Origin of the sequence: Alcaligenes sp. DN25 (assembly GCF_023674485.1) — a bacterium.
Classification (GTDB): domain Bacteria; phylum Pseudomonadota; class Gammaproteobacteria; order Burkholderiales; family Burkholderiaceae_B; genus Alcaligenes; species Alcaligenes phenolicus.
The window spans coordinates 901,467-927,221 of record NZ_CP098408.1 but is presented as its reverse complement, the minus strand read 5'-3'; the positions used below and the strand labels follow the sequence as shown (position 1 = coordinate 927,221).

Annotated in this window: 24 protein-coding genes; 8 read left to right on the top strand and 16 right to left on the bottom strand. The window is 58.4% G+C overall.

The features are described from left to right. Positions 1 to 9 precede the first annotated feature (9 nt). The 4 genes from pdxH (at position 10) to purU (ending at position 3,278) form a co-directional block, all read left to right on the top strand. Positions 10 to 642: a pyridoxamine 5'-phosphate oxidase gene (pdxH, locus tag NBV64_RS04310; RefSeq protein ID WP_009455105.1), complete on the top strand. Its 633-nt coding sequence runs from the start codon at positions 10 to 12 to the stop codon at positions 640 to 642. Positions 643 to 681: 39 nt separating this feature from the next. Continuing rightward, a complete protein-coding gene (locus NBV64_RS04305) occupies positions 682 to 1,194 on the top strand; it encodes a flavin reductase family protein (protein ID WP_250756754.1) in 513 nt (170 codons plus the stop codon). A gap of 88 nt (positions 1,195 to 1,282) precedes the next feature. Beyond that, entirely contained in the window at positions 1,283 to 2,398 is a 1,116-nt protein-coding gene (locus NBV64_RS04300; protein WP_031232982.1) for an NAD(P)/FAD-dependent oxidoreductase, read from the top strand. A 25-nt stretch (positions 2,399 to 2,423) separates the two neighbouring features. Next, complete coding sequence (purU, locus tag NBV64_RS04295; protein WP_164837966.1) at positions 2,424 to 3,278, top strand: formyltetrahydrofolate deformylase; 855 nt, start codon at positions 2,424 to 2,426, stop codon at positions 3,276 to 3,278. A gap of 318 nt (positions 3,279 to 3,596) precedes the next feature. On the opposite strand, the gene ggt is transcribed toward purU, so the two are convergent. Next, positions 3,597 to 5,342, bottom strand: coding sequence for a gamma-glutamyltransferase (ggt, locus tag NBV64_RS04290; RefSeq protein ID WP_250756753.1), 1,746 nt, complete (start codon positions 5,340 to 5,342; stop codon positions 3,597 to 3,599). Next, entirely contained in the window at positions 5,339 to 6,220 is an 882-nt protein-coding gene (locus tag NBV64_RS04285) for a LysR substrate-binding domain-containing protein (protein WP_250756752.1), read from the bottom strand. Before NBV64_RS04285 ends, ggt begins: the two co-directional genes overlap by 4 nt. Before the next feature lie 290 nt (positions 6,221 to 6,510). On the opposite strand from NBV64_RS04285, the gene NBV64_RS04280 reads away from it, so the two are divergent. Further along, positions 6,511 to 7,704: an acyl-CoA dehydrogenase gene (locus tag NBV64_RS04280; RefSeq protein WP_022983442.1), complete on the top strand. Its 1,194-nt coding sequence runs from the start codon at positions 6,511 to 6,513 to the stop codon at positions 7,702 to 7,704. A gap of 263 nt (positions 7,705 to 7,967) precedes the next feature. On the opposite strand, the gene NBV64_RS04275 is transcribed toward NBV64_RS04280, so the two are convergent. Next, on the bottom strand, positions 7,968 to 8,414 hold the full coding sequence (locus NBV64_RS04275; protein ID WP_022983440.1) for a MaoC/PaaZ C-terminal domain-containing protein: 447 nt from the start codon (positions 8,412 to 8,414) through the stop codon (positions 7,968 to 7,970). Positions 8,415 to 8,780: 366 nt separating this feature from the next. Here NBV64_RS04275 and NBV64_RS04270 point away from each other — a divergent pair, with 366 nt between their 5' ends. Continuing rightward, positions 8,781 to 9,596: an alpha/beta fold hydrolase gene (locus tag NBV64_RS04270; protein ID WP_250756751.1), complete on the top strand. Its 816-nt coding sequence runs from the start codon at positions 8,781 to 8,783 to the stop codon at positions 9,594 to 9,596. 64 nt (positions 9,597 to 9,660) lie between these two features. On the opposite strand, the gene NBV64_RS04265 is transcribed toward NBV64_RS04270, so the two are convergent. The 8 genes from NBV64_RS04265 to NBV64_RS04230 all read right to left on the bottom strand — a co-directional run bounded on the left by NBV64_RS04265 (position 9,661) and on the right by NBV64_RS04230 (position 17,845). After that, the gene (locus NBV64_RS04265) at positions 9,661 to 10,686 is read right to left on the bottom strand and encodes an L-threonylcarbamoyladenylate synthase (protein WP_250756750.1); all 1,026 of its coding nucleotides are present in this window, start codon (positions 10,684 to 10,686) and stop codon (positions 9,661 to 9,663) included. Then, entirely contained in the window at positions 10,679 to 11,860 is a 1,182-nt protein-coding gene (locus tag NBV64_RS04260; protein ID WP_425541753.1) for a 5-(carboxyamino)imidazole ribonucleotide synthase, read from the bottom strand. Before NBV64_RS04260 ends, NBV64_RS04265 begins: the two co-directional genes overlap by 8 nt. A gap of 15 nt (positions 11,861 to 11,875) precedes the next feature. Continuing rightward, positions 11,876 to 12,388: a 5-(carboxyamino)imidazole ribonucleotide mutase gene (gene purE, locus NBV64_RS04255; protein WP_009455126.1), complete on the bottom strand. Its 513-nt coding sequence runs from the start codon at positions 12,386 to 12,388 to the stop codon at positions 11,876 to 11,878. 242 nt (positions 12,389 to 12,630) lie between these two features. Next, entirely contained in the window at positions 12,631 to 13,512 is an 882-nt protein-coding gene (locus NBV64_RS04250) for a phosphoribosylaminoimidazolesuccinocarboxamide synthase (RefSeq protein WP_009455127.1), read from the bottom strand. 139 nt (positions 13,513 to 13,651) lie between these two features. Beyond that, positions 13,652 to 14,716 carry a class II fructose-bisphosphate aldolase gene (gene fba, locus NBV64_RS04245; protein ID WP_250756748.1) on the bottom strand — a complete coding sequence of 355 codons (1,065 nt, stop codon included), beginning with the start codon at positions 14,714 to 14,716 and terminating at the stop codon, positions 13,652 to 13,654. A gap of 81 nt (positions 14,717 to 14,797) precedes the next feature. Further along, entirely contained in the window at positions 14,798 to 15,427 is a 630-nt protein-coding gene (gene mog, locus NBV64_RS04240) for a molybdopterin adenylyltransferase (protein ID WP_250756747.1), read from the bottom strand. 80 nt (positions 15,428 to 15,507) lie between these two features. Further along, positions 15,508 to 16,266, bottom strand: coding sequence for an SDR family oxidoreductase (locus NBV64_RS04235; RefSeq protein WP_009455130.1), 759 nt, complete (start codon positions 16,264 to 16,266; stop codon positions 15,508 to 15,510). Between the two features lie 136 nt (positions 16,267 to 16,402). Next, complete coding sequence (locus NBV64_RS04230) at positions 16,403 to 17,845, bottom strand: aldehyde dehydrogenase family protein (RefSeq protein WP_022983437.1); 1,443 nt, start codon at positions 17,843 to 17,845, stop codon at positions 16,403 to 16,405. A 75-nt stretch (positions 17,846 to 17,920) separates the two neighbouring features. Here NBV64_RS04230 and NBV64_RS04225 point away from each other — a divergent pair, with 75 nt between their 5' ends. After that, positions 17,921 to 18,763, top strand: coding sequence for an NAD-dependent epimerase/dehydratase family protein (locus NBV64_RS04225; RefSeq protein ID WP_052159345.1), 843 nt, complete (start codon positions 17,921 to 17,923; stop codon positions 18,761 to 18,763). 70 nt (positions 18,764 to 18,833) lie between these two features. Here NBV64_RS04225 and NBV64_RS04220 read toward each other — a convergent pair whose 3' ends face one another. The 3 genes from NBV64_RS04220 to tkt form a co-directional block, all read right to left on the bottom strand. Then, positions 18,834 to 20,024 carry a phosphoglycerate kinase gene (locus NBV64_RS04220; protein WP_274984791.1) on the bottom strand — a complete coding sequence of 397 codons (1,191 nt, stop codon included), beginning with the start codon at positions 20,022 to 20,024 and terminating at the stop codon, positions 18,834 to 18,836. 62 nt (positions 20,025 to 20,086) lie between these two features. Further along, positions 20,087 to 21,100 (bottom strand): type I glyceraldehyde-3-phosphate dehydrogenase, encoded by a 1,014-nt coding sequence (gene gap / locus NBV64_RS04215; protein WP_009455139.1) that lies wholly within the window; start codon positions 21,098 to 21,100, stop codon positions 20,087 to 20,089. 12 nt (positions 21,101 to 21,112) lie between these two features. Then, positions 21,113 to 23,158: a transketolase gene (gene tkt / locus NBV64_RS04210; RefSeq protein WP_250756746.1), complete on the bottom strand. Its 2,046-nt coding sequence runs from the start codon at positions 23,156 to 23,158 to the stop codon at positions 21,113 to 21,115. A 194-nt stretch (positions 23,159 to 23,352) separates the two neighbouring features. Between tkt and NBV64_RS04205 the strand changes: the two genes are divergently transcribed. Next, positions 23,353 to 24,081, top strand: coding sequence for a 16S rRNA (uracil(1498)-N(3))-methyltransferase (locus NBV64_RS04205; RefSeq protein WP_250756745.1), 729 nt, complete (start codon positions 23,353 to 23,355; stop codon positions 24,079 to 24,081). 3 nt (positions 24,082 to 24,084) lie between these two features. Here NBV64_RS04205 and NBV64_RS04200 read toward each other — a convergent pair whose 3' ends face one another. Together NBV64_RS04200 and NBV64_RS04195 are read right to left on the bottom strand one after the other, a co-directional pair. Then, positions 24,085 to 24,552, bottom strand: coding sequence for a barstar family protein (locus tag NBV64_RS04200; RefSeq protein WP_009455142.1), 468 nt, complete (start codon positions 24,550 to 24,552; stop codon positions 24,085 to 24,087). Then, the gene (locus NBV64_RS04195) at positions 24,552 to 25,748 is read right to left on the bottom strand and encodes a patatin-like phospholipase family protein (protein WP_250756744.1); all 1,197 of its coding nucleotides are present in this window, start codon (positions 25,746 to 25,748) and stop codon (positions 24,552 to 24,554) included. The genes NBV64_RS04200 and NBV64_RS04195 overlap by 1 nt, the downstream gene beginning before the upstream one ends. Positions 25,749 to 25,755 lie beyond the last annotated feature (7 nt).

The window sequence follows — 25,755 nt, the reverse complement described above, 5'->3', positions numbered from 1 at the left end:
GAGCGCCCCATGTCCCTTGCCGATTTGCGTAACGAATACGAACGCTTTTCCCTGAGCGAAAACGAACTCTGTGCCGATCCTAGCCAGCAATTTCAACGCTGGCTGGATCAGGCGATTGAGCTGAAGGAAGTCGAACCCACGGCGATGACGCTGGCCACCGTGAACCCGGAAGGTCGCCCATCGGCGCGCATTGTTCTGCTCAAAGGTTACGACGAACAAGGCCTGGTGTTCTTTACGAACTACCAATCTCGCAAGGGTACGGACCTGGACCATAACCCGTGGGCCAGCCTGTCCTTTTTCTGGGCCTCCATGCAACGCCAGGTGCGTTTTGAAGGCCGCATCAGCCGCATCAGTGCGGCCGAGTCCGACGAATACTTTCACAGCCGTCCTCTGGGCTCGCGCATTGGTGCCTGGGCCTCGCCGCAAAGCCAGCCCATCAGCCGCGCAGAGCTGGATGCCCGTGCCAAGCAGTACACTGAAAGCTTAGGTGAACATCCCGCCCGCCCTGAACACTGGGGTGGCTTCCGACTGACTCCAGACCATGTCGAATTCTGGCAAGGCCGTGCCTCGCGCCTGCACGACAGGCTGGTGTTCGACCGCAAGGACACATCTGACTGGCAGGTGAGCCGACTGGCTCCTTAAGCCGTTCCCTTGGGGACGCCTGCCCTCAGCATTGATGCAATGACTGTTTTTTCTTCTACCTTCGATAGCGACTTCTTCCGTTCGGCACTGGGCCGTTTCGCCACTGGCGTGACGGTCGTGACCGGTGCCAACAAAGACAACCCGGATCAGGCCATTGGCCTGACCGTCAGCTCCTTTAACTCTGTTTCCCTGGACCCACCTCTGGTGCTGTGGTCGCTGGCCAAGCGCTCCCAGTCCCTGCCACACTTTGTGGACGGCCAGGGCTACGTGATTCACGTTTTGGGAGCCAGCCAGCTATCGCTGGCCAAGCGCTTTGCCTGGGGCGATCAGGCCGAGCGTTTTCGTGATCACCCCATCAAGCGTTCCCCGCACGGCTTGCTCATGCTGAACGACGAGCGTTGCAGTGCCTGGTTCGAGTGCAAGCCTTATGCCGTGCATGAGGCAGGCGATCACCTGATCTTTATCGGTGAAGTCACCCACTGCGAACGTAGCGCCCATCAGCCCCTGATCTACCATGCGGGCGACTTTGACCTGACTCCCTCCCTGGCGTGACGGGGTGTTGCAACGCGGTCCTGACGACGACAGCATGGCGGGAGTACACTACGCCTTTTGCTCCAACGCGCCAATAAGGTCCTGATTCATGGCAAACGATGTCGATTGCATAGTGCTGGGAGCGGGAGTCGTAGGTTTGGCCTGCGCCCGACAAATGGCCCAGCAAGGCATGGAGGTTCTGCTGATCGAGCAAACCGCCAGCATTGGCAATGGCGTCAGTTCCCGCAATTCAGAGGTTATACACGCGGGCATTTACTACACACCGGGCAGCCTGAAGGCCCGCCTGTGTGTAGAAGGCAAGGCCCGGCTGTATGACTACTGCCAGGAACACCATATAGCCCACGCCCGTTGCGGCAAGCTGATTGTGGCGACCACGCCCGAACAGGAAGCCGATCTGCTCAAGCTGCAGGCCCAGGCGCGCGCTTGTGGCGTGGACGATTTGCAGTGGCTAAATGCCGCCCAGGCCCAGGCTCTGGAGCCGGCCTTGAATTGCAGCGCCGCCCTGCTTTCTCCTTCCACCGGCATTGTAGATACCCATGCCTTGATGCTGGCCTTGCAAGGCGATGCGGAGAACCACGGTGCCCAACTGGTATTCAATACGCCTTTTGTCAGTGCGCGTGTCCTGCCCGGACAAGGTTTTGAAGTGCATGTGGGTGGCGCAGAAGCGTTCAGCCTGACAAGCACCCATCTGATAAACGCGGCTGGTTTGGGCGCTGTGGCCGCTGCACGCCAGATCGAGGGGCTGGATGCCAGCCATATCCCGAACGCTTATCTGTGCAAAGGCAGCTATTTCTCTTTGACGGGTCGCTCGCCCTTCAAGCACCTGATCTACCCCATGCCCAATAAAGCCGGGCTGGGTGTGCATCTGACGCTGGATCTGGCCGGTCAGGCCCGCTTTGGCCCGGACACCGAATGGGTACAGGACGAGAACTACGATATGGACCCGCAACGAGGCCAATCTTTTTACGCCGCTGTGCGTGAATACTGGCCCGCTTTGCCCGATAACAGCCTGAACCCCGCCTATAGCGGTATCCGGCCTAAAATTGTGCCCGCAGGTCATGCGGCAGCCGACTTTGTCTTTTCAGGTCCCGCCGAGCACGGCATACCTGGATTGCTGAATCTGTTCGGCATCGAATCGCCCGGCCTGACCGCGTGTTTAGCGATTGCACAACACAGCCAAGAAACCCTGGCCCAGGCAGCTTAAAAACTTTTCTGAAATCTTTACAATACTGTCGATGAACGATTACATCTTGACCCTATCCTGCCCGGATCGTACCGGCATTGTCCACAGCGTATCGGGCTGGCTGCTTGAGCAGAACGGCAACATTCTTGAGGCACAGCAGTTCGGCGACGCCGCCACCAACCGCTTTTTCCTGCGCATCCAGTTTTCCCTGCCCGAAAAGCAGGACGTCAACGCGCTGCAAACCAGCTTCGCCCCCATTGCTGAAAAATTCAGCATGGACGCCAATATTTATGACGCCCAGCGTAAAGCCCGCCTGCTGATCCTGGTCAGCCGCCAAGGCCACTGCCTGAACGATCTGCTGTTCCGCGCCCATAGCGGCCAACTGCCGGTGGAAATTGCTGCTGTGGCCTCCAACCATACCGACCACGCCGGTCTGGCTTCTTCTTACGGCATCCCCTTCCATCACCTGCCCGTGACACCGGAAACTCGCCCCGAGCAAGAGCAGCAAATCATCGACTTGGCTCGTGATCTAAAGATTGATCTGGTTGTGCTGGCCCGCTACATGCAGATTCTGTCCACCAATCTGTGCCAATCCCTGTCTGGCCGCGCCATCAATATTCACCACAGCTTCCTGCCCAGCTTCAAGGGCGCACGCCCCTACCATCAGGCACATGCTCGCGGGGTGAAGATTATTGGTGCTACCGCCCACTACGTAACAGCTGACCTGGACGAAGGCCCGATCATCGAGCAGGACGTGGAACACGTGACCCACTCGGTCAGCCCAGCCGAACTGACCCAGATCGGTAGCGATGTGGAGTCTCTGGTTCTGGCCCGTGCCGTGCGCGCCCACGTGGAGCACCGTATCTTGCTGAACGATCAGCGCACGGTGGTATTCCGCTAAGCAGCGAGATCAGGCCTACCTTAAGCCTAAAAAAGCCCTCAATGCTGTGGATACAGATCCACGCATTGAGGGCTTTTTAATGGTCTCCCATTTTTCAAAATGCCAGACGATTTGAGCCTGCTAGCTACTTGGCAATTAGCTCTACCAGCCTCAGGCAACGATCGACTGCTGTCTCTGCCAATCTCTGACGAGTATCTGCTTCAAATCGCCAACAGCCTCTCCCGCATACTGACTGCTTCCCCAATTCCACCATACGCTTGCAGCATGTCTCGTCGGCAAGACCCATGTTTACCTCGGGTACACGGCTACAAGCTCTGCTTATTGCCCTAACGCCAAACCTTCACGCCGAGGGTCTACCCCGGCCTCCAGTCCATCCTGAGTCCAGCGAATCACATGCGTACCGCTAGGAAAAGGCTGCTCACGCACCTCGTGCCCCATTGCCCTCAAAGCCTGCGCCTGTTCCGTCACAGCGGTCCCAGCCTCCAGCTCTGTCGCCCAATTGCGGCTGCCGTAATGGGGCAGGCTGACTGCCTGTTGAGCATCCAGATTCCACATCAACATGCCGGTCAGGGCTTGAGCCACATAAGGAATAATGGCACTGCCACCGGGTGAGCCCAGGGCAATGACAGGACGGCCATCCTGCATCACCATCATCGGTGCCATGGAACTACGTGGACGCTTGCCGGGTTCCACCCGATTCACGGACAGGCGTCCCATTTCGTCTTTGGGGCTCAAGGCAAAGTCAGTCAGCTGATTGTTCAGCAAGAAACCATGCACCATGATCTTGCTACCAAAAGCTGACTCGACCGAAGTGGTCATGGACACCACTTGCCCCTTGGCATCCGCCACGGACAAATGCGTCGTGGAAGGCAGCTCGGGCGTGTTGTCGCTGGGGGCTTGTGAGTCGGCCAAGGGCTTACCCGGTTGAGCATGTCCCATGGATCGGTCTGGCTGAATCAAGGCAGCGCGGGATTTCAGATACTCCGGAGCCAGCAAAGCCTGCTGAGGGACAGACACAAACGCCGGATCAGCCACCCAGGCATCCCGATCCGCAAAAGCCAAACGCCCTGCTTCGGAAAAATAATGAATCGCTTCGACAGATTGCGGTTTTGCGTCAGCAATGGGCGTGTGCTGCAAGATACCCAGCATCTGCATCACACTGATAGCCCCGGAACTGGGCGGTGCCATGCCACAGAGAGCCACTTGCTGCCAGTCCATACAGAGGGGTTCACGACGCAAGGCGCGGTACTGCGTCAAGTCAGACACAGCCAGATCACCCGCAATGGGATCGGCAGCGACGGCAGCCACCATATCCTGGGCAAGTTCACCTTGATAAAAAGCCTGTGCACCCTGCCTGGCCAAAAGACGCAGCACCTGCGCGTATTCCTTGTTCTGCAAACGATGACCAACTGGCCAGGGCTTGCCTTGCTCGTCCAGAAAATAGGCACGTGTAGCCGCCTTGTCAGCCAGTTCAGGATTATCGGCAATCAAGGTATTCAAGCGTGGGCTGACCTCAAAACCGACCTCGGCAAGCTCAATCGCCGGGTCAAACAAATTCGCCCACGGCAGCACGCCACCGTCTTTATGCATCAACTCCAGGGCACGCAGCAAACCCGGCACGCCTACCGAGCGACCACTATTGACCGCCTGCTTGAAGGACATGGTTTTACCGTCCAGCTCGAAGCGATCCAGACTGCTGGCTGCGGGCACCGTTTCCCGTCCGTCATAGCTCATCAGGCCGGTCTTGGGCTGGAACATCAGCAAGAAGCCGCCACCGCCAATGCCGGAAGACTGTGGTTCCACCAGCCCCAGAACCAACTGAGCCGCAATGGCTGCATCCACCGCACTGCCTCCCTGATCCAGGATGCGCAAACCCGCTTGTGTCGCCAAAGGATGTGCCGTCACCACCATGCTTTTCTGGGTGACAAGCTTGTCACGCTGCATGACACTGCTGGCGGTTTCCGGGTTCAAATGCTGGCTGGCTGCTTCCCGAGCATGCGCAGGTAGCGCCAGAGCCAAGGTCAAGGCAGCCGACAACAGAGCCGGTTTCCAGTGCAATCTCATGTGTTCTCCTTTTGGTACTCAAGCAGCCATTGTTCCAGCAAAAGCACCGCTTCGCTGGGCTCATTGGCCGTAGGATAACTAAAAAAATAGGCCTCACTGACAGGCATGGCATGATCCAGCGGCATGATCAGCTCGCCCTGCTCCAGCGCCTGTTGCACCAGAAAACGCGGCATCAAGGCCACGCCCATGTCGGCATGCAATGCCGCCATCACCAGGCTGAAAAGCTCGTAACGCGGGCCGGAACTGACACGCAAATCAGGCTCCAGACCGGCAGATCGATACCAGTCCGACCAGCTATCGGGGCGAGTGGACATATGCAGGTGAACCAGCTTTTGCCAATCGCCACTGGCGGCCAGCTTGGGCGAGCAGACCGGCACCAGTTCGCCTTCGTCAAACAGCTTGATCCCTTCAGTTTGCGGCCACAACTGCCGTCCATGATAAATGGCAGCATCAAAGGGGTGGTCGCCAAACTGAAACGGAGTGGTACGCACGGACAGGCTGACGGTGATATCCGGATAGCGCTGGGAGAAACGGGCCAGACGCGGCATCAACCACACGGTCGACAAGGTAGGCAACACGGCCAGATGGATGCTGCGGCCCACACCGGCGCGTGCAATCAGGCTGAAAGTATCCTTGCAGATTTGCTCCAGATGGTGACGGATGCGAGCAGCATAATCGCGCCCTGCCGGAGTCAACACCAGACGCCGCCGCACCCGTGTCAGCAAGGTCACACCCAGCCGCTGCTCCAGGCCGCTTACCTGCCGGTACACCGCGCTATGCGTCAAGGACAATTCCTCGGCCGCACGGGAAAAAGTCCCCAAACGGGCCGTGGCCTCAAAGGCCTGTAATGCGCCCAAACTGGGTACGCCTTGTCTCATAGGTCTTCCTCTTAATCATGCCGCCTCCGCCCTCCTCATTCAGTGCAGGACCGGATCGTTACGCCAGAACACGACATTGTGCAATTTTATCAATTGCCTTGTGCGCTTTATGCACACTATGCTGAGACTTTATATTGATCTCGCTGATTCACAGCCACCTGATGATGCGCTTGCTGCTCATAGTGGCGACTGTCAGCGATACTTAAGCAGCTCTTTTCTATTTTCCAGACTGATGGCGCCCATCCAGGCTCCACCTGACTGACCCTCTTTGATCTTCCCGGAGTACCTCTATGTCTGCCAATCCCTCTTTCCATTGGGACGACCCCCTGCTGTTGAATCAGCAGTTGAGCGATGAAGAGCGCATGGTGCGCGATGCCGCCCACGCCTATGCACAGGAAAAGCTGCTGCCACGCGTACTGGAGGCCTTTCGCCACGAACAGACTGACCCCGCCATCTTTGCCGAGATGGGCTCGCTGGGCCTGTTGGGGGCCACCATTCCCGAAGCCTATGGCGGCGCTGGTCTGAACTACGTCAGCTATGGTTTGATCGCCCGCGAAGTGGAGCGTGTGGATTCAGGCTACCGCTCCATGATGAGCGTGCAATCCTCTCTGGTCATGGTGCCGATTTTTGAATTTGGCAGCGAAGAACAAAAACAGAAATATCTACCCAAGCTGGCCAGCGGCCAATGGATTGGCTGCTTTGGCCTGACTGAACCCAATCATGGCTCAGACCCCGGTGCCATGGAAAGCCGCGCCGTAAAAGTGGACGGTGGCTATCGTCTGAGCGGCAACAAGACCTGGATTACCAACTCCCCCATTGCTGATGTGCTGGTGGTCTGGGCTAAAGTCGTGGGCGGTGACGACGACGGCAAGATCCGCGGCTTCATTCTGGAAAAAGGCATGAAAGGTCTGTCCACCCCGGCCATTCACGGCAAAGTAGGCTTGCGCGCTTCCCTGACCGGCGAAATCGTCATGGCCGATGTGGAGATTGCAGACAGCCAGATGCTGCCCCATGTCTCGGGTTTGCGTGGCCCTTTCACCTGCCTGAACTCGGCCCGCTTCGGGATTGCCTGGGGTGCCTTGGGCGCCGCCGAATCCTGCTGGCATACCGCCCGCCAGTACACCCTGGACCGCAAGCAGTTTGGTCGCCCCTTGGCGGCCAATCAGTTGATCCAGAAAAAGCTCGCCGATATGCAAACCGAGATTACGCTAGCGCTGCAAGGCTGCCTGCGTCTGGGACGCATGAAAGACGAAGGCACAGCGGCGGTCGAAATCACCTCCATCATGAAGCGCAACTCCTGCGGCAAGGCACTGGATATTGCCCGACTGGCACGCGACATGCTGGGAGGTAATGGTATCTCTGACGAGTTCGGTATTGCTCGCCACCTGGTCAATCTGGAAGTGGTGAACACCTACGAAGGCACCCACGACGTACATGCCCTGATTCTGGGACGCGCACAAACCGGGATTCAGGCTTTCTTCTAAAGCAAACCAAACAGGGCAAAGCCAAAGGCTTTGCCCTTGTCCGTTTCAACCGGAACAAACTGGTGAATTACATGCCGTAAGGGGACTTCTCTCCCGTCTGCATTTGCGGTTATTACTACCGAAAGACTCGAGGTAAACAGCATCCCTTCATAAGCAGCGGGCAAAAGGTCTGGAATGAAGGCTCTTTCCAGTCGCAGGGCCGTCTCAAGAACAAAGTGGCCGCTGGAAAGTTGGTAAACCAAAACTATGCGGTGGGGGTCTTTTTATTCTTGTTCGGACTTCAACTCAAACATGCTGGTCGCTTCCATTTCCAGCACCAGCTCATCACGCTGATTGAACACATTCCAATTCCAGCGAATGATGCCCAGATCTGAACGGCTGCTGGACACACGCTTGGACACCACCGTGGCCTCCAGACGGATTGAATCACCGGCTCGCACAGGCAAGACCCAGCGCAGACGCTCCAGACCGGGCGAACCAAAGGACTCGGAATCGTGCAAGGCAGAATCCACGGCCATGCGCATGGTTTTGCCACAAGTGAGCCAACCGCTGGCGATCAAACCGCCCCAATGGCCTTCTTCGGCCTGCTTGTCGTCAATATGAAAGGACTGCGGATCGTATTTCTGGGCAAATTCCAGCATTTCTTCGCGAGTCACAGGGACAAGTGGGTGCTTGATGACCATACCCACTTCAAATTCAGCAAATTTCATGTTGTTGTACAACGAAAAAAGCCCCCACGCTGCGCCTTCGGCTTGCTGCCCCCCGAGGGGGAGTTTTTGCCTTGGGGCGGCCCGGCGACAAAAAAAGCCCCCACGCTACGCCTTCGGCTTGCTGCCCCAAGGGGGAGCTTTCACCTTGGGACGGCCCGGCGGCAAAAAAGATCGAGAGCGCCACTCTACCATCTCTGCCAGAATTTGCAGCCCCTGCCCCTACTGCGCCACAAACCGCAGCAAACTGTCCACATCCGGTATCAGGAGAAGCCAGCCTGTGCGTCTTATACCAATCTATGGCATAAAGAGAGTTTCCTAATCACTCGCACGCCCAGCCTGCCCAGGGCTTCTTGATTCAACACCGCTATGACAACACTAGATTCATCTTTGCAATTTGCGAGCCTGATTCAAGGCACACAAGCCATTGAACTGGAATATCAACGCATTTTCCCCGAGCGGGTCGCGGCCCCTTTGCTGGTGTTCCTGCACGAAGGTCTGGGCTCGATTGCCATGTGGAAAGACTGGCCGGCACAACTGTGCGAACAAACCGGCTGTAGCGGCCTGATGTATTCCCGCTATGGCTATGGCCGCAGCACCCCTCGCCCGGACAATCGCCCCAAAGAGCCCGACTACCTGCATGAGCAGTCGCTGGACGTGCTGCCTCAACTGCTGGAGCAACTGGGCGAAGACGGCAAGAAGCGCCCGATTGTACTGGTCGGCCACAGCGATGGTGGCTCGATTGCCCTGCTGGCGGCCAGTGGCTTTAGCGACAAGCTGCAAGGCATTGTAGTGATGGCCCCGCACCTGTTCGTGGAAGACATTTCCCTGCGCGGCATTCTGGTTGCCCGCGAAGCCTACGAGCAAGGCTTTTTACGCGAACGTCTGGGCCGCTATCACGATGATGTGGAATCCGCTTTCTGGGGCTGGAACGCCACCTGGACCGATCCCCGATTCCGCGACTGGAATATTGAACAAGAGGTCAGCCGTATCACCTGCCCGATTCTGGCGATTCAGGGCGTGGATGATGAATACGGCACGCTGGAACAGATTCGCCGCATCAAGGAGCTGGTGCCCCACACCGAGCTGCTGGAACTGGAGCAATGCGGTCACCTGCCCTACCGGGATAAGGAAGCGCAGGTGAACCAGGCAATTGTGGACTTTCTGAAGCGAACAGCCCGCTAAACAGCGAACTCACCCAGTCTCTAAGCTCAGTCCCTAAAGCACACACGCCTACTAAACAGCAGCCTTACTCAAAGGCGGCGGCTGCTCGGCCCAGGCGGTCATTGACCGCCTGCCAGTCCGGCGTATCCGGGCAACGCTGCACCCAAATATGCTGATACTGGCCTTGGTCCAGACGACGCAACATAGCGTACAAGTCCTGGGCATAAAGCTGCGCATCCGGGCTGCACACATACCAGTCGTGCACCTCCGCCGAAAATGGCGGCAAGGAGGCAAAAGCGACAATGGCCTGCTTGCCCCCCTGGCTCAAAGCAGCCTGCACCGCAGCCGCGCTGTCTTCATCAAACAAAGATAAAGGGGTACGCGGCGCATAGTGCGCTTTCAAGCTGCCCGACACTTGCGGGGCTTGTTGATCCGGACTGGCGGGTTCGTAGCCGATGACCTCGGCAATCATGGCTGCCGTGATATGGCCGGGCCGCAACAGCACCGCACCCACGCCTTGATGGGTACGCGAGGCGTCCACAATGGTGGACTCGATGCCCACTTCCGACGGGCCCGCTTCCACAATCAGCAGCTCCTCTGCACTCATGTCCGCGAATTCATCGCGTACATGGCTGGCCGCCGTGGGCGATACCTGACCGAACTTGTTGGCCGAAGGTGCTGCTACTCCTGCCTGTCCGCTGGGCTTGAGTTCTGCCATGCGCTTGAGCAAAGCCTGTGCCACCGGATGGGAAGGGCAACGAATACCAATGCTGCTTTGCCCGCCACTGACCGTATCCGGAATAGCCGGATTGCGCGGCAAGATCAGCGTCAAAGGCCCCGGCCAGAAGGCATCAATCAATTGCTGCGCCACAGGCGGAATATCCGTCACCCAATAGCGCAAGTCGGCACCGGGGGCCACATGCACAATCAAGGGATGATTCGCAGGGCGGCCCTTGGCCTTGTAAATCAGTTGCACCGCCGCCGGGTTTTCTGCATCCGCGCCCAGACCATAGACCGTCTCGGTTGGAAAGGCCACCAGCCCCCCTTGTGCCAGCACACGGGCGGCTTGCTCTATCTGCTGCTCGGAAGGGCTACGGGTGGAATCACTCATGATCAAACGCGATACGCAAGGCAGCGGCGGCTCGGGCAGTGCGTTCACGCACTTGCTGATCCGACTCGCCCACAATATTGACGTGACCCATCTTGCGGCCAACACGGGCCTCGGCCTTGCCGTACAGGTGCAAGGACACGCCAGGCACAGCCAGCAAGGCAGCCCAATCCGGCTCACGCATCTGGCCCTGTTCATCAAACCAGATATCGCCCAGGATGTTGAGCATCATGGAAGGACACAAAGCGCCGGTGTCACCCAGGGGCAAAGCCGCCATCACACGAGCCTGCTGTTCGAACTGGCTGGTGACGCAAGCATTCATGGTGTAGTGACCGCTATTGTGCGGACGGGGAGCCACTTCATTGGCCAGCAAACGGCCGTCTTCCAGAATGAAGAACTCCACACACAAGACACCCACGTAGTCCAGCGTACGGGCGATAGCGGCAGCCGCCTGACGGGCCTGCTCGGACAAGGCATCATCCTGAAACTGGGCGCTGATGGTGGACACGGCCAAAATGCCATCACGGTGCTCATTACGGGCACATGGGAAGGTTTTGACCTGATCGTCCAGGCCACGAGCCAGGACAACCGAAATTTCGGACTTCAAGGGTTGCAGGGCTTCCAGCACACAGGCCTGAGAACCGAACTCCTTGAAAGCAGCCAGAGCCTGTTCACGGTCTGCTACACGAGCCTGGCCCTTGCCGTCGTAACCAAAGCGTGCCGTCTTCAAGATACCGGGGAACAAGGCGCTGTCAGCGGCTTGCAAATCGTCCAGACTTTCGATGGCCGCATAAGGAGCCACCGGCACACCCGCCTGCGAGATAAAGGCTTTTTCACGAATACGATCCTGCACAATGCCTACGGCATCGCCGGACGGCGTGACTCGTGTGTGCTGCGCCAGAGTCAGCAAGGACTGCGCCGGGACGTTCTCGAACTCGGTACTGACGGCTTGGCACAAGTCCCCCAGACGGGCAAGCGCTTGGGCGTCATCGTAGGCCGCACAGATATGCAGATCCGCCACCGCGCCTGCAGGGCTATGGGTGTCCGGGTCCAGCACGGCCACCTTGTAGCCCAGGCTTTGGGCGCTATGGCAGAACATGCGGCCCAGTTGGCCGCCTCCAATCATGCCCAGCCAGGAGCCAGGGACCAGAAGGGCAACATCAGTCATGGGGGTCATCATCACAAAATAAAATCAGGCAGTAGCAGGAGGAACACGCATAGCTCGGGCGGCCTCGGTCTGGCGGGCACGGTACGCAATCAGTTTTTCAGTCAGCACAGCATCGTTGACCGCCAGATTGGCAATCACGTGCAGCGCGGCATTGGCAGCACCAGCCTCGCCAATGGCGAAGGTGGCAACCGGCACGCCCTTGGGCATTTGCACAATCGACAGCAGGGAATCTTCACCGCGCAGGTAGCGCGAAGGTACAGGTACGCCAAACACGGGCAAGTGCGTCAGGGCAGCCAGCATGCCGGGCAAGTGAGCCGCGCCGCCTGCACCGGCAATAATGGCTTTCAGGCCACGGGCCGGAGCCTGGGCACCATAGTCCACCATATCAATCGGCATGCGGTGGGCAGAAACCACACGGCACTCATAGGACACGCCAAATTCGTCCAGAATGGCCACAGCCTGGCTCATGACATCCCAGTCGCTGGAGGAACCCATCACAATGCCCACTGTGGGGGCCGCAGGAGTTTGTACGCTCATTAGAGATACGCCCTAAAAGGAAGAAGGCGCCATGCTGCCGGGCGCCTTGGTAAATAGAAAAACAGCAGGGTCCATCCAATGATGGGTTTTCCGGCGAGGCAGACTTTGCTCTGCCCATCGCCCTCCCCCAAAGCCCGGCTCGCTGTGGCGAAGTCGTCCAAGGACATGCAGCCGCTTGGCACCCTGCGAAGGACGAGCAGGCAACTCGTTTACGGCGAGCGCCTGTCCGGGCTGTAAACCGTTCACGCTGTCAGGCGTTCCAGGGCTTCGCGGTATTTGTCAGCCGTACGCTCGGCCACCTCAGCAGGCAAGCGAGGAGCGGGTGGCGTCTTGTCCCAAACCTGGGTTTCCAGCCAATCGCGCACAAATTGCTTGTCGTAAGACGGTGGGCTGATGCCTTCAGCATAGCTGTCGGCTGGCCAGAAACGCGAGGAATCCGGGGTCAGCACTTCGTCCATCAAATGCAGCTGGCCTTGATCGTCCAGGCCAAACTCAAATTTGGTATCGGCAATCAGAATGCCACGGCTGGCCGCGTAGTCGGCAGCTTCGGTGTACAGACGCAAGGTCACGTCACGGATCTGCTCGGCCAGTTCCTGACCCACTTCCTTGACCACGTGGGCGAAATCCACGTTCTCGTCGTGCGAGCCCATTTCGGCTTTGGCAGCCGGGGTAAACAACACGTGGGGCAGCTTGGCCGCTTGCTTCAAACCAGCCGGCAAGGTGATGCCACATACCGCGCCGGTAGCCTGGTAGTCTTTCCAGCCCGAACCAATCAGATAACCACGAGCCACCGCTTCCACCATGATGGGCTTCAAGCGCTTGACCACCATGGAGCGGCCTTCCACTTGGGCGCGCTCTTCAGGCGCCACCACATCAACCGGGTTCACGCCAGTGGTGTGATTAGGGATGATGTGCGCCAGCTTGTTCAGCCAGAACTCGGTCATCTGCGTCAAGACAGCGCCCTTGCCGGGAATGGGGTCGTCCAGAATCACATCGAATGCCGAAATGCGATCACTGGCCACAATCAACAACTTGTCCTCACCCACCGCATACATGTCCCGAACTTTGCCGCGCGCGAGTAGCGGCAGGGAGCTCAGGCTGGATTGATGTAAGGGCTCTTGCACGATTTCATCCTTAAAACGAAAACATCCCGCTGACTATGGATGCAGGCGGGACGACAATCCCGGCGCCTGCGGCACCGGGCAAAGACGCGGAGACCGGGGCGGGCAGTCGTGCTGCCCACTCCTGCTCCGCCTGACAAAATTACTGAACGATCTGGGACAACTCGCCGGTGCTGTACTGGCGGGCGATTTCCTGCAAAGGAATGGCCTTGATCTTGGAGGCCTGACCGACGGCACCAAACTGCTGGTAGCGGGCCACGCACACTTTCTTGGCGGCTTCGCGAGCAGGTTTCAGGTATTCGCGTGGGTCGAATTTCTCCGGGTTTTCGAACAGGAAACGACGGATGGCAGCGGTCATGGCCAAACGGATATCGGTGTCGATATTGACCTTGCGCACACCGTACTTGATGGCTTCCTGAATTTCTTCCACAGGCACGCCGTAGGTTTCTTTCATGTTGCCACCGAACTGGCGGATTTCAGCCAGCAGTTCCTGAGGCACGCTGGAGCTGCCGTGCATGACCAGGTGAGTATTGGGCAAACGACGGTGAATTTCTTTCACGCGCTCAATGGACAGAATGTCTCCGGTAGGCTTGCGGGTGAACTTGTAAGCACCGTGGCTGGTACCGATGGCGATGGCCAGTGCATCCAGTTGAGTGCGTGTCACAAACTCAGCAGCCTGCTCGGGGTCGGTCAACAACTGGTCCAGAGTCAGAACGCCGTCAGCACCGTGACCGTCTTCCTTGTCGCCCTGCATGGTTTCCAGGGAACCCAGGCAGCCCAGTTCGCCTTCAACGGTCACGCCCAGCTTGTGAGCCATTTCGACCACTTTGCGGGTAACTTCCACGTTGTATTCAAAATCGGCAATGGTCTTGCCGTCGGGCAGCAAGGAGCCGTCCATCATCACACTGGAGAAACCCAGTTCGATGGCGCCTTTGCAAATCTCGGGGGACTGGCCGTGGTCCTGGTGCATCACCACAGGGATGTTGGGGTAGGACTCGACAGCAGCTTCGATCAGGTGACGCAGAAACGCTTCGCCTGCGTATTTACGGGCGCCGGCCGATGCCTGCATGATGACGGGGCTATCCGTCTCCGAGGCGGCTTCCATAATAGCCTGGACCTGCTCCAGGTTATTGACGTTGAACGCTGGAATACCATAACCGTGCTCGGCCGCGTGATCGAGCAGCTGGCGCATGGAAACTAGGGCCATGAGAAGACCTCCTGAAGACTAAAATAATTGAAAAACTTGGCCGGGCACGGTTCCGTGCACAGCCGATTGTTTGTAAGCGTATTAACTGGCGGTCCGACGCGCCGACTTGGGGCGGAACGCATTGACCACATGCTCGTGAGTTTGTGCGTAAGGTCCACCAATCAGGTCGATGCAATACGGGACTGCTGCAAAAATACCCGGCACCAATACTTGTCCGGTTTCTGAATCCCGTAATCCTTCCAGAGTTTCCTGAATGGCTTTGGGCTGCCCAGGCAGATTGATAATCAGAGCAGCGTGGTCCTGAATTTCTCGGATGACCGCAACTTGCCGCGACAAAATCGCTGTTGGTACGAATTTTAAACTGATTTGACGCATCTGTTCACCGAAACCGGGCATTTCGCGCGTTCCAGCGTCCAGAGTGGCCTCCGGCGTCACGTCGCGACGCGCCGGACCAGTGCCACCGGTAGTCAAAATCAGGTCGCAACCCGCTTCCACCAAGTCGACCAGGGTGTCAGTAATCTGGGCACGCTCGTCGGGAATCAGCCGTTCCAGATAGGCAGGCGCTACCGTCAAGGCGGAGTCCAGCCAGCGGCGCAGCGCCGGTATGCCTTGATCCTGGTACTGTCCGCTGGAGGCGCGATCTGAAACCGACACCAAGCCGATACGCAATTGATCCGGATGCTCGCGGGGAGACTGTCGATTGAATGTCATGCTTTTCCTTGGAAGCGAAATAAACTACAGGCCCTGAACGGGCCTGCCAATAGCACGATTGTAACGAATCGCAGTGGGGCTTAAATACAACGGCCGCCGTCTACTTCGATGCAAGTGCCTGTAATGAACTCGGCCTCGTCCGAGGCCAGATACAGCGCTGCCGCTGCCACGTCCTTGGGTGTGCAAAAACGTCCCAGCGGAATTCCCGCCAAGAAACGGCTGCGGTTTTCCGGCGTATCGGGCATGCCCATGAACTGTTCCAGCAACGCCGTGTCACCAATCACCGGATTAATGCAATTCACCCGGATATTGTCCGGCCCCAACTCGGCCGCCATACCCTTGCTGATCGTTACCACCGCGCCCTTGGTGCCGTTGTACCAGACCAGTCCGGGGCGAGGACGCAAGGCGGCGGTAGACGCAATATTGATGAAAGAGCCCGAGCCCTGGGCGCGCAGATACGGCACAAAGTGTTTGGCGGTCCAGTAAATGCTTTTCACGTTGACGGCATAGACCAGATCGAACTCGCTTTCGCTGACCTCCAGCAACGGTTTATTGCGATGCGTGGTGCCCGCATTGTTCACCACAATATGCAGCCCACCGCATTCGCGCAGGGCAATATCCAACAGGGCATGAACTTCGTCCCCTTGCGAGACATCGCAAGCGGCAAAAATGGCCTGACCACCCTGTGCCTGAATCTGGGCCGCTGCGGCCTGCCCTTGCTCTGCATTCAGGTCGGCAATCAGTACACGCGCTCCTTCGCGTGCAAAGCGCTGTGCAATGCCCAGGCCAAAACCCGATGCACCGCCCGTCACGATAGCCACTTTGTCTTGCAATCGCATGTTTGTCTCCTTCTGCTTTTTATATAGAAATGGCGGCATTGCGCCGCCATTGGTGAAACCTGTTTAGCGTTCAGCTGCCATGCTGCCAGAAAACCGGAGCCGCCACAGCCGCGCTAACCCCTAAATACCCCTACGATCAGCTGGCCGCATGACGTAGCGCAACCGTTTTCAGGGAAGTCAGGGCGTACAAGGCTTCAAAGCCCTTCTCGCGGCCTATGCCGGACTGACCGGTTCCACCAAAAGGCAGTTCCACCCCACCTGCCGCACCGTAATTATTCACAAAGACCTGCCCGGCTCGCAGTTGTCGGGCCATACGCACTTGACGAGCCCCGTCGCGGGTCCAGACCCCGGCCACCAGACTGTAAGGCGTGCCATTGGCCATGGCGATGGCTTCTTCCTCTGTACCGAAGGGCTGGGCCACCAGAACAGGACCGAAAATTTCCTCCTGCGCCAGACGATGTTCAACAGGCACATGGCCCAATAAAACAGGCACTTGGTAAAAACCGCCTGCGGGGGCCTTGGAGTCCAGCTTGCCTTGCGCCAGCACCACAATGCCGTCCTGGTCCAGATTTTCCAGATAGGAACGCACCCGCGCTTGCTGCTGCGCGCTGATCAGGGGACCGCAATCCAGATTGTCGCTGGCCGCCCCGGTCAGCAGCGCCTTGAAGGCTTCGGCCAGACGCTCGGTAAAGTCGCCATAAATAGCGCGCTGAATCAGCACTCGACTCCCTGCCGAGCAGGTCTGCCCGGCGTTCTGCACAATCGCATTGACCACGACCGGCAAAGCGGCATCCAGATCCGCATCCGAGAACACGATTTGTGGAGACTTGCCGCCCAGCTCCAAGGTGACCGGCACAAAATTCTGCGCTGCTTGCAAGGCCACCTGACGGCCTGTGTCGGGAGAGCCAGTAAAGGAAATGTGATTGATATCCGGATGAGCAGACAGAGCCTGCCCGGCTTCACTACCCAGCCCCGTGCAGATATTCAGCACTCCCGCTGGCAAACCCGCTTCGTGCAACAACTCGGCCACGCGCAGCAAGGACAGGCTGGCATCCTCTGCCGGTTTCACCACGCAGGTATTACCCGCAGCCAGGGACGCGGCTACGCTGCGCCCGAAGATCTGCAAGGGGTAATTCCAGGGGATGATGTGCGCGGTAACTCCCAAGGGTTCACGCAAAGTGAACGCCGTCATCTCCCAGCCCAGCGGGATAGTTTGACCATGCAGCTTGTCCACCGCGCCCGCATAGAACTCAAAATAGCGGACAATGGCAGCAGCATCGGACTGGGCCTGACGCAAAGGCTTGCCGGTATCGCGAGACTCCAGCCGCGCCAGCTCCTCTCGGGCATCAGACAGAGTTCGAGCGCAACGCAGCAATAACTGGCTGCGTTGGGCGGCCGTCAGACGGCTCCACGGCCCCTGGCTGGCACGTCGGGCGGCCTGTACGGCCCAATCAATATCCACCTCGGACGATTGCGCCAGGCGGGCGAAGGTCTCGCCTGTGGAGGGGTCGATAACCGGTAGCAAACCACCGCCCTCCGCGCCAAGTTGCTGTCCGTCAATCCAATTGCGACACTCCATGACCGCCTCCAATGCTATTGTTATCTCAGCCAATCGAGCTTTGCTCGAGATCATTCTACTCAAGGACCTGCTGCTTTGGACTCTCGACAACGTACTTTGCTCTTAGCGGGCGCTGGCGATCTGGGCACCCGCACCGGGATGCTGGCCCGCCATCACGAATGGCCGGTGATCGGGCTGCGCCGTCATGTTCCCCTGGACGATCACAGCGGGATAGAATGGGTGGAAGCTGATCTGAGCGAGCCCACCTCCCTGCGCCTGAAGCACCGTAAAATCACCCACGTACTTTACGCTGTCTCTCCCGACCAGCGTAGCCAGGCTGCTTATGAGCGGGTATTTCTGCACGGTCTGGAAAACCTGCTCAACGAGCTGGACCTGAAAGCCTTGAAACGCTTTGTCTTTGTATCATCCAGCGCCGTCTACGGGCCGAGCACTGAATGGGTGGACGAGAACTCCCCCACCGAACCCACGCAGTTCAATGGCAAGGTACTGCTGGAGGCCGAGCAACTGCTGCACCACCGCATCCCGGCCCAAGCCGTCGTCATCCGCCCCAGCGGCCTGTACGGGCCAGGGCGTACTCAATTACTGGACCGCCTGCGTGAAGGCCGTGCCACCGTGCCGGACGACCCGGAGCACTGGGCCAACCGCCTGCATATTGAAGACGCCGCGCGCGCCTGCTGGCACCTGCTGCGCACTCCCGCGCCCTTCCCTTGCTATATAGGTACGGACAGCCGACCTTACCGGATTACTGAGCTTTACGACGGACTGGCGGATCTGCTGGAAGTAGCCCACCCCGAACGGCGTCAGTCCAATGAAGGTGGCAAGCGCCTGAGCAACCAGCGACTGCTGGACAGCGGCTTTCAGCTGGACTGGCCCGACGCCCTACAGGGGTATGCACAGTTGATTAAAGATGGGGCGTAAACTTTCAGATCCAACAAAAAAGCCAGCCAACGTTCGTTGACTGGCTTTTTCTGACGAAGCAAAGACTGGCTTAAGCCTTGTCTTCCAACGCAGCCACGGCCGGCAAGCGCTTGCCTTCCAGGAATTCCAGGAAGGCACCGCCGCCCGTGGAGATGTAATCCACGTCTTCACCAATATTGAACTGGGCAATCGCTGCCAGGGTGTCACCACCGCCCGCAATCGAGAAAGCCTTGGAGCCTGCAATCGCACGCGACAGGGTTTCCGTGCCTTGTGCGAAGGCGGGGAACTCGAACACGCCCAGAGGGCCGTTCCAGACCACGGTGCCAGCCTTGGCAATGATGTCAGCGATCTGCTGAGCCGTTTGCGGGCCCACGTCCAGAATCATGTCATCGTCCTGGACCTGATCAGCAGCCTTGATTTCAGCCGCGGCATCAGCAGCAAAGGACTTGGCGCACACCACATCCACAGGGATAGGCACTTCTGCGCCGCGCTCTTTCATGATGCGGATCACTTCACGGGCTTCTTCCAACTGGCTTTCTTCCACCAGGGATTTGCCCACGGACAGGCCACTAGCCATCATGAAGGTATTGGCAATGCCGCCACCGACCACCAGTTGGTCAACTTTTTCAGCCAAAGCGCGCAGAATGGACAGTTTGGTGGACACCTTGGCACCACCCACAATCGCGACCAGAGGACGGGCAGGCTGGTTCAGGGCACGGCCCAAGGCCTTCAACTCGGCTTCCAGCAAAGGACCGGCACAAGCCACGGGAGCAAAGCGGGCGATACCTTCGGTAGTCGCTTCAGCACGGTGAGCCGTACCGAAGGCGTCGTTTACGTAAACGTCACACAAGGCTGCCATTTTGCAAGCCAACTCGGGATCGTTCTTCTTTTCCCCCACGTTGCAGCGGCAGTTCTCCAGCAAGACCACCTGACCGGGCGACACTTGCACGCCATCCAGCCAATTGCGACGCAGCTCAACGGGCATGCCCAGCAACTCGGACAAACGTTGCACCACGGGTTCCAGCGAATCCACAGGCTGGCACTCGCCTTCTTTGGGGCGACCCAGATGAGACGTGACCATTACTGCTGCGCCGGCATCCAGCGCCATGCGAATGGCAGGCACCGAGGCACGTACGCGCGTATCTTCGGTAATACGTCCGTCTTGCAGGGGGACATTCAGATCAGAGCGGATAAATACCCGCTTGCCTCGCAGCGCGTCCGTTTCGGCCAGCGCAGACAAGGTCTTGATGCTTGTAGACATGATTTTTTGTTCTGGGAATTAACGTGACAGGGGCGGGAAATCCCGCCCCTGCTATTCAGATCTTACTTGGCCGACATCAGTGCGATGGTGCTGTCGAGCATACGAATGGAGAAAGCCCATTCGTTGTCGTACCAGGCAGCCACTTTGACCATATTGCCGCCGGTCACTTTGGTCAGCAGGGAATCAACCGTGCTGGAAGCGGTGGTGTGGTTGAAGTCGATGGAAACCAGAGGTTCGGTGCAGTAGTCCAGAATGCCCTTCATGGCGCCTTCCGAGGCGGCTTTCAGAATACCGTTCACTTCTTCAACGCTGGTGTTGCGGCTGGCCACGAAAGTCAGGTCAACCATGGACACGTTGATGGTGGGAACGCGCACGGCGTAACCGTCCAGCTTGCCATTCAGCTCTGGCAGCACCAGACCCACAGCAGCCGCTGCGCCGGTCTTGGTGGGGATCATGCTGCTGGTGGCCGAACGGGCACGGCGCATGTCCTTGTGACGCACGTCGGTCAGGACCTGGTCGTTGGTGTAAGCGTGGATGGTGGTCATCAAACCGCTGACCACGCCCAGTTCCTTGTGCAAGGGAGCAACCAGGGGAGCCAGGCAGTTGGTGGTGCACGATGCGTTGGAGATAACGGTATCGGTGCTCTTCAGAATGTCATGGTTCACGCCGTACACGATGGTGGCGTCCACATCCTTGCCACCGGGGGCCGAGATGATGACTTTCTTGGCACCGGCTTGAATGTGCTCACCAGCCTTTTCCTTGGTGGTGAAAGCGCCGGTACATTCCAGCACTACGTCCACACCCAGCTCAGCCCAAGGCAGGGTCAGCGCATCGCGCTGGCTCAGCAGGCGGATACGGTCGCCGTTGACCACCAGATGATCGCCATCCAGCGACACATCAGCGTTGAAACGGCCATGCACGGAGTCATAGCGAGTCAGGTGTTCGTTGATCTCGGCACCGCCCGAGGCGTTGATGGCCACGATCTCGATATCGTGTTTTTTGCCGTACTCGTAGTGGGCACGCAAGATCATGCGGCCGATACGACCATAACCATTGATTGCGACGCGAATCGTCATGTCAGACTCCAATTACAAAATTTCTTGAACGGCCGCAGCGACCTTCTCTGCTGTCAGACCAAAATGCTTGAACAGGACGCCAGCCGGGGCGGATTCGCCGTAGGTATCGATACCCACCACGGCGCCTTCCAGGCCCACGTACTTGAACCACAGACCTGTGGTACCGGCTTCAACCGCAACACGCGGGATGCCGGGTGTCAGGACCTGGTCACGCCACTGCTTGTCCTGCGCGTCGAACAGGTTGGTACAAGGCATGGACACCACACGGGTCGCAATACCTTGCTGAGCCAGCTGCTCCTGTGCTTGCAGCGCCAAACCCACTTCCGAGCCGGTTGCCATGATGATGGCGCGCGCATCTTGCGCATCACGCAGCACGTAGCCACCACGACGGATGTTCTGGATGGTTTGCGCATCGCGCTCGACGAAAGGCAGATTCTGGCGCGACAAGAGCAAGGCGCTAGGACCACCGTCCTGTACGTCCATACCGATGCTGGTAGGACGCTCGACCGAGCAAGCCCAGGCCACAACCGTTTCCGTGGTGTCGCAAGGACGCCAGACATGCAGGTTGGGGATCAAACGCAGGCTGTTGGCGTGCTCGATGGACTGGTGTGTCGGACCGTCTTCGCCCAGACCGATGGAGTCGTGGGTAAACACGTGCACAACACGCTGCTTCATCAAGGCAGCCATACGGATGGCGTTGCGCGAGTAGTCGGAGAAAGTCAGGAAGGTGCCGCCAAAAGGCAGGTAACCACCGTGCAGAGCCAGACCATTCATGATGGCGGCCATACCGAATTCACGTACACCGTAGTTGATGTGGCGACCGAAATGCACACCGTCGGCGTGGGCACGTACGGCTTCGGCACCCTTCCAGTCGGTGAAGTTCGAGCCGGTCAGGTCAGCCGAGCCACCCAGCATTTCTGGCAGCACATTGACCAAAGCGCTAATGGCCAATTGCGAGGCTTTACGCGACGCAATGGTTTCGGCTTTCTGAGCGGTTTCTTCAATAAAGGCCTGTACTTTGGCGCTGTAGTCGGCAGGCAGCTCGCCTTTCAGACGGCGAGCCAGTTCTGCGGCCAGTTCAGGGTAAGCCTGGCTGTAAGCGTCAAAGCGCTTTTGCCATTCCGCTTGCTGGGCGCCGCCTTTTTCGCGGCAATCCCAACCTTGGTAGACTTCCTGAGGAATTTCAAACGGTCCGTGGTTCCAGTCCAGTGCTGCACGGGTGGCGGCAATTTCATCAGCGCCCAGTGGGGCACCGTGAACCTTCTCGGAACCAGCGGCGTTAGGAGCACCCTTGCCGATCACGGTACGGCAGCAAATCAGGGTAGGACCCGTGCCCTCTTTCGCGTTGCGGCGAGCCTGTTCAATCGCGCTATTGATCGAAGCGGCATCGTGGCCGTCAACCGCGCGTATCACGTTCCAGCCGTAGCTTTCAAAACGGGCGGGCGTATCGTCACCAAACCAGTTCTCGACCTTACCGTCGATGGAGATGCCGTTATCGTCGTACATCACGACCAGCTTGGACAGTTTCCAGGTACCGGCCAAGGAGCAAGCCTCGTGCGAGATACCTTCCATCAAACAGCCGTCGCCAGCGAAAACCCAGGTCAGGTGGTCGACCACATCGTGGCCTTCGCGGTTGAACTCGCGCGCCAACAAGGCTTCAGCCAATGCGAAGCCAACAGCATTACCCAAACCCTGGCCCAAAGGACCTGTGGTGGTTTCCACGCCCGCGGTAATACCCACTTCAGGGTGGCCAGGAGTGCGTGAATGCATCTGACGGAAGTTGCGCAGCTCGTCCATGGGCAGGTCGTAGCCACTAAGGTGCAACAAAGCGTAGATCAGCATGGAACCGTGGCCGTTTGACAACACAAAACGGTCGCGATCAAACCAGGCAGGGTCGGCAGGGTTGTGTTTCAGGTGCCGGGACCAGAGAACCTGGGCGATATCGGCCATGCCCATGGGCGCACCGGGGTGGCCCGAATTAGCTTGTTGCACGGCATCCATAGACAAGGCACGGATGGCATTGGCTAGGGTTTTATCAGAGGCTGACGCAATATCCATTAGAAGCTCATTGGGGCGGCGGCGCGACAATTCCGACAGGCGGACGGCTCACGGCCCTGATTAGTTTATAAAACGCGCTATTTTAGCATTGCTGGCGCTAAATCGCCCCCACTTGAGCTGGGGCCTTGCGCTTTCTCCCCGAAGCCTGGGTACGGTATGCTTGTGCGGTTTTTTATGCTTGATGGTGTCTTGATATGACAGCTCCCCGTTTCTACCACCCCCTGGACTTGACGGCCCAGACCGAGATCGCCCTGCCCGAGGCTCTGGCGCATCACGCTATCCGGGTGCTGCGTTTGAAGGACGGTCAGGACATTGTCCTGTTTGACGGGCGCGGAACCCAGTATCCCGCCATCTTGCGCATTGATGGCAAAAAGGGCTTTGCCAGCCTGGGCGATGCCCAAACACCTGTCCGCGAGCTGGCCGGTCGCATAACGGTGCTGCAAGGCATTGCCTCCAGCGACAAGATGGACTGGATTATTGAAAAAGCCGTGGAAATGGGCGTCAGCCGCTTTGTGCCGATTCGCGCGCAACGTAGCGTGCTGCAACTGAACGCGGAGCGGCAGGCCAAGCGCATGGGCCATTGGCAAAGAGTGATTGAGTCGGCCAGCGAGCAGTGTGGTCGCAACCGCTTGATGGAACTGTCAGCGCCGCTGACATTGGCCGAATACTTCCGCGAGGCGGAAACTGGCCTGCATCTGTTCTGTGATCCCGATGCGCCCCAGCAATTGGCGCAGGCCATCGGACCGCAAGATCAGGCCATGACTATCTTGATTGGCCCCGAAGGCGGGTGGTCGCCCGAAGAGCAGAAGGTGGCACTGGGAGCCCAGGCTCAGGCGATTCGTTTCGGGCACCGCGTGCTGCGAACCGAAACCGCCGCCTTGGCGCTGACAGCAGCGATCAGCGCCTTGCAAGGCTGGGAATAAGGCTTATTCTTCGTCCTGGCTGGAGTAGGAAGCAGGGGTCTCACCCGGTTCAGGGTCAGGATGCTTGCCAGCGTGCAGAACGACACATACAAAACGGCGCTCGTTGTTCGAGGCCCAGGCATGCACATCTTCACACACGCCCAAAATAGCCTGGGCGTCTTTTTCCAACGCAGGATCACCACTGTGCAGATTGTCCAGCCACAGGGCCAGGCCTGCTTTCTGATCCAGCACGGTGTCACACAGGCAATCGTAGAGCGCATCCAGATTGCCACCAAAAAATTCAGGGTAATCGACAGCCTTGGCGACTGCTCGCAGCACAGCGGAACGATTGCGCGCACGATCGCAACTTACTTCCAGGGCGGTAAGCCCCTGGTCCTGTGCCTGCTCCAGAAAATCAGCAGCCGTCAGGCCCGTTGCGTCGAGCACACCGCCTTGTTGCAAAGCTTCTTGCAAAGTCAGGGATTGGCTCATCAGGACGCTTCCTTAAAAAACGCTAACACTTCTTCACGACGACTCATGGTATCGGTCTTTCCTAACTCGATCAGCTCTTGGGTGTAGCCGGACTCGAATAACAAATATGAAATTAATGCACCGCCTGTGGTCGGACCGGACTTTGAAGATACACCAAGTACTCGAAATAGGGTACGTGCAGCAGTTGGCATCTGATGAATATGCCGAGTGGCAATTTCATCCAGCGAGCGGCTGGGGGTGATGGCAAACGTGCTGACAGGACGCAGCGATTGGCTTTGTAATACATTTGCAGGCATATAGGCAAGCAATGTATTGATGCGTTCCATACGCTCAATATCCGTTGACACACTATCAAGGAATATGTTGGATAAAGCATAGCCACTGATCTGCGCCAAAGAGGGGTATGGCGGATCCCTGGATTCCTGTTCGTGATAGGTGTTGTCGGCGTACCCGGTACCCACAATCAGCACCTTGTGCGCTCCCAGATGAATGGCCGGACTGATGGGTGCCAACTGACGCATCGTCCCGTCCCCGCACCACTGGGTTTGCTTGCCCACTGGCAGAGACTGAGCCGGAAACATGAAGGGAATGGCGCTGGAAGCCATCAGGTGGTCCACCCCGATGACACCGGGGATGGCACGGCGCAGATTGCGCGTCCAGGGGCGAATACGCTCGTCAGACTGATAGAACGTCAGGTGCTCACCCGTGGTGTAGGCCGCTGCCGTAATCGCCAGCGCGCCCACATGCTGCTGGGCCAGATTGCGCTGCAAGCGGTCGAAGTCCAGGCTCTCTTCCAGCAGGTCGCGCAGGGGCGAATTATCCAGCATGGAGTGCGGAACATGGTCACGCAGACGCGGTGCCAGCCAGCCCAAGGCCAGCGTGGCCACCCAGTGCACACTGGTCGCCAGCAATTGCAAAGGGTCAGCATGAAAGATATCGTTGGTGCGCAACGAGCCCCACAGCTGTTGTATATGGTCTACAGCCTCATGAGGCCTGTCGGCGCGGCACGCCAATCCGGCAGCGTTGATGGAGCCTGCCGAAGAGCCACAAATAATATCGAAGGGATTGCGAAACTGAGGGTTGCGATCAGGATCCAGCAGCTCCAGCAAACCGGCCAGCACCCCGGCCTGATACGCACCGCGCGCCCCGCCCCCATTCAGGACCAATGCCACAGGAGCGGGAGTGCGCTGGATCATGGTAGGT